Origin of the sequence: Mycobacterium parascrofulaceum ATCC BAA-614 (genome assembly GCF_000164135.1) — a bacterium.
Classification (GTDB): Bacteria; Actinomycetota; Actinomycetes; order Mycobacteriales; family Mycobacteriaceae; genus Mycobacterium; species Mycobacterium parascrofulaceum.
This window is the reverse complement of record NZ_GG770559.1, coordinates 6413-16798: the sequence shown is the minus strand read 5'-3', so window position 1 is coordinate 16798 and position 10386 is coordinate 6413. Positions and strand designations below refer to the sequence as shown.

Genomic DNA, 10386 nt, shown 5'->3' with positions numbered 1-10386 from the left:
GTGTGAAAACCCGTCAGCGCACCGGCGATGTCGAAGGGAAGAGCAATCGTCGCCGAGGGTGCTGCAATACCGAGTCCAGAGACGCTCGCCGGCGCGTTGAGAAAGACCGCGATCAGATCGCTCTCCAAACCCAGCACGTCCATCACCGACGGGTCGACGGCACTTGGACCTACGGCAGCTCTGGTCAGCATGTTGGGGACGGCTGAGAGTGATTGCTGGGTAACGGCGTTGCGCGTGCTCCCGGCGGCGATGCCGGTGGCCTGGGCTCCGGCGCCGGATTGATCGGCGCCGGAGTTGGTGGTCTGTTCCGGCTGGGCGAACGGTGTCAGCCTGGTCGCCGTGGCCGTGGAACCCGCGTAGCCGAACATCGCCGCGGTGTCACGTGCCCACATCTCGGCATACTCGGTCTCGGTCGTGGCGATCGCCGGCGTGTTCTGCCCGAGGAAGTTGGTCGCGACGAGGGTCGCCAGCAGGGTGCGGTTGGCCGTGATCACCGGCGGCGGCACCGTCTCCGCAAAGGCCGTCTCGTAGGCGAAGGCCGCGCCCCGGGTCTTGGTGGCGGTTACTTCGGCCTGGGCTCCGGTGGTCCGCATCCACTCCAGATAGGGGGCGATCGCCGCGACCATGGCCGCAGCCGACGGGCCGACCCACGGACCGGACGTCAGGGCCGTGATCTCCGCCTGGTACGAGTTCGCCGTCGACTGCAGCGCCGCGGCCAATTCGTCCCAGGCCATCGCGGCGGCCAGCATCGGTCCCGACCCCGGACCGGCGTACATCCGCGCGGAGTTAACCTCCGGCGGTAGTACTGCGAAGTCCATGTCGTTCTCCTCCGATCGCCTTCATGGCCGCGAGAGCAGCGACGGCGTCGGTGCGCGTCGTATGGGGGTAGCCAGCCGAGCAGCAAACAAATCGCAATCCTTCGGGCAGTGCCGGTACCACGAAGGAAAGCGACCTAATGAGACCGTCCCGACTGCTGAGGGATCGGTCCCACACGTTTGCAAGTGCTCCGCATCAAACGAACAGAGCGAACTCGTCGATAGGTTACTTGCACATGACACAAGAACCCACAAGGGTTCGGCGCGTGGGTCCGACAATTCACGTCCAGCCGTCTTCGAGGCGTCGCTCAGCGCAATCCATGATGGGTTGTGAGCCGTCGATCTTCTCACACAGCTATTGGTGGCGCAGCCGCTGATTCGCTGACAAGATTGGCGCCCGCCGCCGCGACTCGGTATCGGGCGATTCCCTGGCTCGGATCGAGCAGCGATAGCTGCAACGTTCGACAGAGCCACAACGCCGCGCGCGAGGCAGTGGCAAAGTAGGAATCTTGGGACCTCTGGTCGAGAGACGTTCTGTGAGGCTCAGCCGAACTGGCGCCTGGGGCTGCTAGGGGCTAACGCACTGGTGCTACCGGGATGCGGTAGAAATACGAACGACTCCTCAGGAACGTCGTCAGGATCGTGACCTCGGATGCGGTCTGTCTTAGGTTTCGTCGAAGCGTCTGGTTGAGCCCTAGCGGCCATGGGCAGACTGGTAGCGGTCGAGAATTAGCGCACCGTCGGGGCATTGGAGGGGACTGGCCGCGAAACCGAGGAAAGGGCTTGTTGTGATGAGAATCAGGACTCTGGCGGCGGCGGTCGCGGCGTTGGCGGCGCTGGTCGGCGTCGGCGCATGTAGTAACTCCCGCAATGACCAGGCAGGCCCCACAAAGGGCGCACCGACTTCAGCGTCGGCCCCGGATGGCCATAGGCAGGCTGATGTCGTGTTCGCGCAGCACATGATTCCGCATCATCAGCAGGCCATCGAGATGAGCGATATTGTGTTGGGCAAGCAAGGGATCGATTCCCGTGTGGTGGATCTGGCAAATCGGATTAAGGCAGCTCAAGGGCCAGAGATTCAGCAAATGCAGACTTGGTTGGGTCAGTGGGCGATGCCGAGCCAGACGATGATGCCCAGCCAGGGCATGACGCCCACTCAGAGCACCATGCCGGGTATGAGCGGGATGTCCGACGAGGACATGGCCGCTCTAAAGAACACCCAGGGTGTGGAGGCCAGCAGGCTGTTCTTGACGCAGATGATCCAACATCATCGGGGCGCGATCACCATGGCCCAGGACGAGATCAATTCCGGTGGATATCCTGCGGCGACGGCGATGGCGCGCTCGATCGCCGCCAGCCAGCAGCAGGAGATCGACACCATGCAGAAGCTACTGGCCTCGCTGTAACTGTCAATGCGCCCGTGGCGGTCACCGGATGCCCGGCTGAAACCGGCGGAGCCGCAAGCTATTACTGACGACGAACCCCGACGAGAGCGCCATCGCGGCGCCGGCCAGCATCGGGTTGAGCAGCCCGGCGACCGCGAGCGGCAACGCGGCAACGTTGTAGGCGAAGGCCCAAAACAGGTTTCCCTTGATCGTGGCCAACGTCTTGCGCGACAGCCGGATTGCGTCAGGAACCGCGCGCAAGTCCCCGCGAACCAGGGTGAGGTCACTGGCCTCGATAGCGACATCGGTGCCGGTACCCATTGCCAGTCCGAGGTCGGCCTGGGCCAGCGCGGCAGCGTCGTTGACGCCATCGCCGACCATAGCCACCACCTTGCCGTCGGCCTGCAGCCGCCTGATGGTGTCGATCTTGTCCTGGGGCAGCACCTCCGCGATCACGTGGTCGATACCGACCTGACGGGCGACTGTGTCGGCGACGGCCTTGTTGTCGCCGGTGAGCATGATCGGCGTCAAGCCAAGCGCGCGTAGTTGGCTGATGGCCTCGGCCGACGTCGGTTTGGCCGTGTCGCCGACCACGAGCACGCCGCGTGGCCTGCCGTCCCAGCCGACCGCGACGGCGGTTTTACCCTGCGACTCGGCCGCGTGCATGGACTCAGCGAGCTTCTCCGTCAGGTGCTGCGACCAGTCCGCCAGGAGCCGTTCGCGGCCCACCATCACAGCGTGGCCGTCGACCACACCTTGGACACCGAGTCCCTCGCGGTTGGTGAATTCTTCGGCGGCCGGAAGGTCGCCGAGCTTCTCGCGTGCCGCTTTGGCGATCGCGTTCGCGATGGGATGCTCGGATGCGGCCTCTAGCGCGCCGGCCGCCCGCAGCACCTGATCGGGCTGTTCGCCGTCGCCGGTGATCACATCGATCAGGGTCATCGCGCCGGTGGTCACCGTGCCGGTCTTGTCGAGGACAATGGTGTCGATGCGTCGTGTTGATTCCAGCACCTCGGGACCCTTGATGAGGATGCCGAGCTGGGCACCGCGGCCGGTGCCGACCATCAAGGCGGTCGGCGTGGCCAGGCCCAGTGCGCACGGGCAGGCGATGATCAGCACCGCGACGGCGGCCGTGAAAGCCGCGCCGATCGATCCGCCGACGACTATCCACGATCCCAGTGTCGCCACCGACAACGCGATGACGATGGGCACGAAGATGGCCGAGATCTTGTCGGCCAGCCGCTGCGCATTCGCTTTTCCGGCTTGCGCCTCCTCGACCAGCCTTGCCATCTGTGCCAGCTGGGTGTCGGAGCCGACCCGGTTGGCGCGCACCACGAGCCGGCCGCCGACGTTGACGGTGGCCCCGACCACTAGGTCGTCGGGCCGGACCTCCACCGGCACCGATTCGCCGGTCAGCATCGATGCGTCCACCGCCGACGCGCCCTCAACGACCACGCCGTCGGTGGCGACTTTCTCTCCGGGCCGCACCACAAACTCGTCACCGACCGCAAGTTGCTCGATCGGAATGCGTTGCTCCACACCACCTTTACGTACCGCGACATCCTTGGCGCCAAGATCGAGCAGCGCGCGCAGCGCCGCGCCGGCCCTCCGTTTGGCTCGGGCCTCGAAGAACCGGCCAGCCAGAATGAAGGTTGTGACACCGGCGGCGGCCTCAAGATAGATGTTCCCGGTGCCGTCGGTGCGCGTGACGGTGAACTCGAACGCGTGCCTCATCCCAGGCATGCCGGCGGTGCCCCAGAACAGCGCATAGACGGACCAGCCCAAAGCGGCGAGCGTGCCCATCGAGATCAACGTGTCCATGGTGGCGGTGCCGTGCCGCAGGTTGGCCCACCCGGCCCGATGGAACGGCCATGCCCCCCACACGACCACCGGAGCCGCAAGCGTCAGCGACAGCCATTGCCAATTGGTGAACTGGAGCCGCGGGACCATGGCCATCAAGATCACCGGCACGGTCAGCACCAGCGAAATCAGGAGGCGCTGCCGTAGCGATGCGGTGGGGTCGTCGGGCCGCCCGTTCAGCCCGCTATCGGTCGCCTGGGACTGGGGAACTGCCGCCGCGTAGCCGGCGTCCGCGACAGCGGCCACCAGCTGATCGGGCGAGACATCTCCGACGTAGGCCACGCTGGCCCTCTCCGTCGCGTAATTGACCGTAGCGGTGACGCCGGCAAGCTTGTTGAGCTTTCTCTCAATTCGGGCCGCGCACGACGCGCAGGTCATGCCGTCGATCAGCAGCTCGACGTGGCCGTTGGGTGTTGTCTCGATGACGGGACGCACGATGTTCTCCTTCTGGGTGCCCGGCGGCGTGAAGTCCGCCGCGCGACGGGCACGGGATGCTGGGAGGCCGGTGCCCGCAGGCGGTCGGCAGACCGTTGACGGGTTTCTCAGCCGGCGAGCTGGTATCCCGCCTCTTCGACAGCGGTCTTGAGCGCGTCGTTGTCGACTGGGCTGTCGCTCTCGACGGTGGCCTTGCCGCTGGACAAATCGACGTCGACTCCGGTGACGCCGGGGATGCTGCCGAGCTCATCGTGTACTGAGGACGCGCAATGGGAGCAGGTCATGCCGGCAACTTTGACTGTGACGGTGCTCATGTCGGCTCCTTTCATGTGGGAGTAGTCGTTCCAGCTCGTAATATACCCCTGTGGGGTATATGTGCCAAGTGGCAACATTCCGACAAGCGTCCTGCTGAGCTGACCGAAATGAAGCTTCAATTGGCATAACCGCGTATCGCCGAAAATATTGCCCCGATCGGAAGCTGGCAGGGACCAACAACGGCAGGTTGACGTCCTGACTGCGAAGCGAAGCGGCATTTCCGCCGAGTCGCATCGGGCCGGCATGCAGTCCAGGGCCGTATCGACGCGGCGCCCAGGAATTAGTTCCCGGCCAGGGTGAAGCTCACTGTGCGCTTAACTGCGCCAGAACGTCTGCCAGGGATGACATCGGGACGACACCGATAGCGGCCAGTTGCGCCATGCTGGCGGCATCGAGGTCAAAATGGACGGTCCACTGTCCCCACTGCACGGACACGCAGTCCAACCCCTGGGCTCGCAGCCGGTGCGCCATGGCGTCGAGCATCCGATTGGCCGCCGCGTAGACGACCTGAGCATTGCTGCGTTTGCGTTTGCGTTTGTGGCCGACCGATCACCGACCGATAGAGACGATGCCAGCTTGGCCGATTCCCGAAAACTGGATCCCGCGGGTGGTCTTGCTCGGCTATAGCGGGCTGCTCGCCGCGGTCGCGGGGTTCGTCAATTCGGTGGCCCTATTGGTGTGGGCATTTCCGGTGGGCCACCTCACCGCCTTGACCACCAAGGCGGGCATGCACCGCCCTAATCCTCTTATCTACCAGGGCCGCATGATCGCGGTGATCGTGTTCGGATTCCTAGTCGGAGCCGTTGCCGCGGGCGCGGTGCTGGCTGCCGTGCGGACTTTTGCCGGCCCGCGTCACGCCGCCATCCTGCTGGCCGAAGCCGCGCTGCTGCTCGCCGCGCTGGCGTCGAGCACTCTATCGGCAGGGCGCTGCTTGCCGCGTGCGCATGCGGGCTGCAAAACGGAATGACGTCCCATTTTCCAGGGATGCCGGTTCGCACCACGCACTTCACCGGCACCATTACCGACCTTGGTCTGCTCTTGGGTCGCAGCCATCGCCATCGGATGGACAAGTGGAAGGCCACCGTGCTGACGACGACCGTGGTGCTGTTCGTCGGGGGCGCAGCCGCCGGCGTGCTGCTTGGCAACCGGATTGGTGACCACGCGCTGATTCCCCCCGCCGTCACCTGCCTAGCCCTGGCCGCGGCCATTGTGCTGCAATACCGCCATCGCGGCGCCCGCGAGGTTCTAGTGGCAGCCGTAGCCGAGCCCGCGTAGGCGGTCATCTCGACGGGCGACCACGCGGGTCCCGACTCCGTCTCGGTCAGCTCTTCTTGCCGTCCGCCTGGAATACGCCACGCTGCGCGAGTCGCGTCGAGGGTCCGGTGTATGAGGCCGACGAACCCGAACGAGTCGGCCAGTCGCTGCGACCGAAGGTGAGCTGGCTGAGGGCATTGCCGCATCCGGCGAGCATCTAGTCCGTACTCCAACGGCGGTCGGCGAACCGCGGGCTCAGAACTGGGGCGGTGCGAATCAGCCTTGAGGCTACGCGGACAAACGGGGTTGGTTGCCGACTGGTGAGCAAGACGATCCACCTCCGCGGGCTACTTCAGCGAATCCGGGAGCATTTCCCAGACGGCGCCGGCTGCGATGCCGAGCCCCAGACTCACGCCCGCCGCCACAATTGCGGTGCGTGCGGACCATTTCTCCGCCGCGACGATGTCGTTGCTCATACCTTCGGCGGGCCGCTGGAACGACGGGATGATCCAGCGCAGGTAGTAGAAGAGACTAACCAGGGAGTTGACGAAGACAACCACGGCGAGCCAGGCCTGACCACCGTCCCACGCCGCCGTCGCCGTGGTGAGCTTGCCGATGAAGACCGCGGTCGGCGGTGTTCCGACCAGCCCGAGCAGCGCGACCACCAGCGCACCGGCCAGCCAGGGCCGAACGTAAGCAAGACCCCGGTAGGAGTCGACGTGACGTCGGTCCGGCAGCGCCGTGCTCACCGCGAAGGCCGCGCTGTTGGTGACGGTGTAGCCAGCGAGATAGAACAGCAAAGACGGAAGCGCGAGCCCGCTGCGGCCGGCGACGGCGATCGGTACCAGCAGGAAGCCGACCTGGCTGATCGTCGACCAGCCCAGAAGCCGCCGCGGATCGTGCTGCCAATAGGCGGCGAGGTTGCCCAATGTCATGGTGGCGACGGCGATCAGTGCGACCAGAAACGGCCAGGCGGTCTCTCCGGGCAGCACCTCGACCAAGCGGTACAGCGCGGTCAGCGCGCCGACTTTGGGCACCGTCGTCAAGAACATGGCGGCGGTGCCGTTTGCCCCTTCTGCCGCATCGGGAACCCAGAAGTGCGCGGGCACACCGCCGGCTTCGAACATCAGCCCCGCGACGACACCCAGCAGTCCTGCGGCGACTGCAGCAGTTGGTGCACCGCCAAGACCGGCCGCCAGGTCGACGTAGCGTGTGCTGCCGGAAACCCCGTAGAAAACGGTCACGCCGAGCATCAGGACGATCCCGAATAGTGCGCCGATCAGGTAGGCCTTCATCGTCGCCTCGGCGCCCTTCGCGGAGCGCACCAACCCGATCAGGCCATAGAGCGGAATGCCGGCCAGCAGATACCCGGCAACCAGCACGAGCAGATCGTCCGCTCCGGCCAGGACCAGGATCCCGGCGGTGGAGAACAGCAGCAGCGCATACGTTTCGCTTTCGCGGACCGAGCCGGCGATTTCACCGGCGGCCACCGCGAGAACCAACAGCGTCCCGACCATGACCACCACCCGCGCCACGCCGGTGGCGGCGTCGACGGCGAAGGTGCCGTCAAAAGCCGTCCGATCCGGACCCGTCACACCGACTACGGCGACCGCAATCGCACCGCACAGCGCGGCGGCGGCGACTCCCCGGGTCCACCACTGCCGGCGCCGCGGCAGAAACGAACCGCTGATCAGCACCACCAGCCCCCCGCCGAACACCAGCATCTCGGGCAGCATCAACAGCTGGTGCATCCCGGTTTCCGCGTCCACCGGCTACCGCCCGACCAGCCCGGCGAGCGCGTGAGCGGCCGGTTCGATCAGGTCGAGCAAGGGCCGTGGCAACACGCCTATGACAACCGATAAGGCGAGAAGCATTCCGACAGAACATGTTTCGGAAGCGTGAAGGTCGGTAAATCCCACCGAGTGGCCGCGCGCCTCACCTGTGAATAGGCGCTGCAGCGCAAGCAGAAACAGCGCCGCGGTGATCAGAATGCCGGGCAGCGCGACGGCGGTGATCGGTGCGGCGGCGATGCTGCCGGCGAAGATCTGGAATTCGGCGATGAAGCCCGAGAAACCCGGCAAGCCCAGGGAGGCGAAAGCACCGACCGCGAAGAGGCAAGCCAATTTCGGGGCCGGCCCGGCGAGCCCCCCGTAGGTGTTCATGTCGTAGGTTCCCGAACGCACGTAGAACACGCCGGCGATCAGGAACAGGGCACCGGTGATCAGGCCGTGGCTGACCATCTGGGTGACGGCACCGGTGATCGCAACTCCGCGAGCCTGGGCGTTATCACCCGCGGTCAGGCCGGCCGCACCGACGGCGAGCACGATGTAGCCCATATGGTTAACCGAGGTGTAGGCGACCATCCGCTTAAAGTCATTCTGGGCCAACGCCACCAGCGCGCCGTAGAGCACCGACACCACGCCGACAACGATGATCACCCACGCCCAGGCTCGCCAGGCCTGCGGCAATATCGGCATAGCGATCCGCACGAACCCGTAGGCGCCCATCTTCAGCAGGACCCCGGCCAGCACCGCCGAGCCGGCCGCGGGGGCGTCGGTGTGGGCCGGCGGCAGCCAGGTGTGGAACGGGACGGTGGGGGTCTTGACTGCCAGGCCCAGCAGGATCGCCGCGAGAACCAAGCCGCCGGCAACGGGGCTGCCACCCAAAGGTGTGGTGGCGGCCAGGGTCACCATGTCGAACGTGTGCGGCTGGGCCGCGACATACAGACCGATGAAACCGACCAGCAGCGCCAGCGAACCCAGGAAGGTGTAGAGGAAAAACTTCAGCGCTGACCGGCCAGCGTCGCCGTGACCCCAGCCAGCGATGACGAAATACATTGCCACAATGGACAAGTCGAAGAAAACGAAGAACAGGATCAAATCGGCGGACACGAACAGGCCCAGGCTCACCGTCTGCAGGAACAAGAATAGCGCGGCCAGCGGTTTAGGCCGGTCCCGGCCGCGCAGGCTGTAGACGGCACAGGCCAGGAAGATCACCGCCGTCATGACGATCAGCGGTAGCGACAGCCCGTCGACCCCGAGGTGGTAGCTGCTGTTGACCCCGGGTATCCATCGAGCCTTCTCCTCGAACGCCAGCGCACCCGGTCGGGGCGTTTGATAGAGCGCCCACATCATCGCGGTCAACGCCAGATCGGTGGCGGTGACTGCGACCCAAATCCATTGGGCCGCAGTATCACTGAGGCGTGGCAGCGCCAGCAGCGCCAGGGCTGCGGCCAGCGGCAGGAAGGCGATCACACTGAGCATGGTTACCTCACTACGACCAGGAGCAGGACGCCGAATGCCAGCACCAACACGGCTGCGAGGTAGTACTGGTGCAGCAGTCCGGTTTGCGGTCTGCGGGCCAACTCGCCGAGCCGGCGCATCCACCCCGCGACCGCTTCCACCGCACCGTCGATTGCGCGAATGTCGATGTGCGCCACACGGTGTGCTGCCCGCACCGAACGGGTTGCGGTTGCCTCCACGACCCGGTCGAGCATGCGGTCGTCGAATCGTGCCAGGATGCGTGCGAGGCCGAATGTGGGCCGGACGACGAGGATGTGTGCGGCCCGTTCCAGGCCGAGCCAGCCGCCTGCCCACCGGGGCTCGGGTACCCACCAGCGCGCCACCGCGGCGACGACGACGATCGCCAGCGCCGCCGAGGCCGCCAGCTCGAGCGCCGTCGCGGGTGGGCTGGGGCCGTCGTGCAGCGCCCGGGTGAGAGCCGGGCCGGTTGGCGGCAACGCCAGCACTCCCGCCACCGCGGCGCCGACCGCGAGGACGACGATAGGGGCTTGCTGGAAGCTGCTGGGGCTGAGGGCTTCTCGCGTGATGTTGGGGCTGCTGTCGGTAGCTTTGGAGCGCCACAGCACGACCAGGACCTTTCCGGCGTAGGCCGCCGAGAGGGCCGACGCGGCCAATCCCACGGTGTAGAGCGCGGGGGAGTAGTGCAGGGCGGCGGCCAGCACCGTGTCTTTGGTCGCCCAAAGCGACAGCGGCGCAACCCCGGCCAGAGCGAGGGCGCCGATGGTGGCCGACCAGCCCAGGAGCCGCCACCGTCGCGCGACCCCCCCAAGGTCGTCGAGCTGCTTGCTGCCCAGTACCGACAACCAGGCGCCAGCCGCGAGGAATAATGCGGCCTTGGTGACTCCGTGGGCGATCAGCTGCGCGGCGCCCCCGCCAACAGCGCCCAGACCCGCGGCCATCACCACGAATCCGAGCTGCGCTGCGGTCGAGGCCGCCAACAGCTGTTTGAGATCACGCTGCGCCACCGCGACCACGCCCAACAGCAGCGCGGTACCCCCACCCACCCATGCCGCAGCCTGT

At 66.2% G+C, this 10386-nt stretch carries 8 protein-coding genes and 2 pseudogenes; 3 read left to right on the top strand and 7 right to left on the bottom strand.

Annotation, left to right across the window (positions count from 1 at the left end; translation table 11 throughout):
- On the bottom strand, positions 1–818 hold an 818-nt coding region (locus HMPREF0591_RS25785; RefSeq protein ID WP_007171671.1), incomplete at its 3' end, for a PPE family protein.
- Between the two features lie 788 nt (positions 819–1606).
- On the opposite strand from HMPREF0591_RS25785, the gene HMPREF0591_RS25780 reads away from it, so the two are divergent.
- Complete coding sequence (locus HMPREF0591_RS25780) at positions 1607–2221, top strand: DUF305 domain-containing protein (protein WP_007171670.1); 615 nt, start codon at positions 1607–1609, stop codon at positions 2219–2221.
- Between the two features lie 21 nt (positions 2222–2242).
- On the opposite strand, the gene HMPREF0591_RS25775 is transcribed toward HMPREF0591_RS25780, so the two are convergent.
- The 3 genes and pseudogenes from HMPREF0591_RS25775 to HMPREF0591_RS25765 form a co-directional block, all read right to left on the bottom strand.
- On the bottom strand, positions 2243–4495 hold the full coding sequence (locus HMPREF0591_RS25775; RefSeq protein ID WP_007171669.1) for a heavy metal translocating P-type ATPase: 2253 nt from the start codon (positions 4493–4495) through the stop codon (positions 2243–2245).
- Between the two features lie 107 nt (positions 4496–4602).
- A complete protein-coding gene (locus HMPREF0591_RS25770) occupies positions 4603–4809 on the bottom strand; it encodes a heavy-metal-associated domain-containing protein (protein WP_040624025.1) in 207 nt (68 codons plus the stop codon).
- Positions 4810–5131: 322 nt separating this feature from the next.
- Positions 5132–5320: pseudogene (locus HMPREF0591_RS25765) on the bottom strand (KR domain-containing protein); the annotation flags it as partial.
- A gap of 58 nt (positions 5321–5378) precedes the next feature.
- On the opposite strand from HMPREF0591_RS25765, the pseudogene HMPREF0591_RS25760 reads away from it, so the two are divergent.
- Positions 5379–6085: pseudogene (locus HMPREF0591_RS25760) on the top strand (YoaK family protein).
- Between the two features lie 326 nt (positions 6086–6411).
- Here HMPREF0591_RS25760 and HMPREF0591_RS25755 read toward each other — a convergent pair.
- On the bottom strand, positions 6412–7581 hold the full coding sequence (locus HMPREF0591_RS25755; RefSeq protein ID WP_244269109.1) for an NADH-quinone oxidoreductase subunit N: 1170 nt from the start codon (positions 7579–7581) through the stop codon (positions 6412–6414).
- Between HMPREF0591_RS25755 and HMPREF0591_RS34135 the strand changes: the two genes are divergently transcribed.
- Positions 7580–7867: a hypothetical protein gene (locus HMPREF0591_RS34135; RefSeq protein WP_244269108.1), complete on the top strand. Its 288-nt coding sequence runs from the start codon at positions 7580–7582 to the stop codon at positions 7865–7867. The two genes, HMPREF0591_RS25755 and HMPREF0591_RS34135, sit on opposite strands and share 2 nt — an antisense overlap.
- Here the strand turns inward: HMPREF0591_RS34135 and HMPREF0591_RS25750 are convergent.
- Together HMPREF0591_RS25750 and HMPREF0591_RS25745 are read right to left on the bottom strand one after the other, a co-directional pair.
- A complete protein-coding gene (locus tag HMPREF0591_RS25750) occupies positions 7837–9327 on the bottom strand; it encodes a complex I subunit 4 family protein (RefSeq protein WP_007171663.1) in 1491 nt (496 codons plus the stop codon). The genes HMPREF0591_RS34135 and HMPREF0591_RS25750 overlap by 31 nt on opposite strands.
- A gap of 2 nt (positions 9328–9329) precedes the next feature.
- Positions 9330–10386 (bottom strand): proton-conducting transporter transmembrane domain-containing protein (locus tag HMPREF0591_RS25745; protein WP_007171662.1); only part of this gene is annotated, 1057 nt, incomplete at its 5' end.

Coding starts and splice junctions, on each gene's coding strand:
- HMPREF0591_RS25755 (WP_244269109.1), bottom strand. CDS start 7,581: ATGGTCGGGACGCTGTTGGTTCTCGCGGTGGCCGCCGGTGAAATCGCC.
- HMPREF0591_RS34135 (WP_244269108.1), top strand. CDS start 7,580: ATGACCACCACCCGCGCCACGCCGGTGGCGGCGTCGACGGCGAAGGTG.
- HMPREF0591_RS25770 (WP_040624025.1), bottom strand. CDS start 4,809: ATGAGCACCGTCACAGTCAAAGTTGCCGGCATGACCTGCTCCCATTGC.
- HMPREF0591_RS25780 (WP_007171670.1), top strand. CDS start 1,607: ATGAGAATCAGGACTCTGGCGGCGGCGGTCGCGGCGTTGGCGGCGCTG.
- HMPREF0591_RS25750 (WP_007171663.1), bottom strand. CDS start 9,327: ATGCTCAGTGTGATCGCCTTCCTGCCGCTGGCCGCAGCCCTGGCGCTG.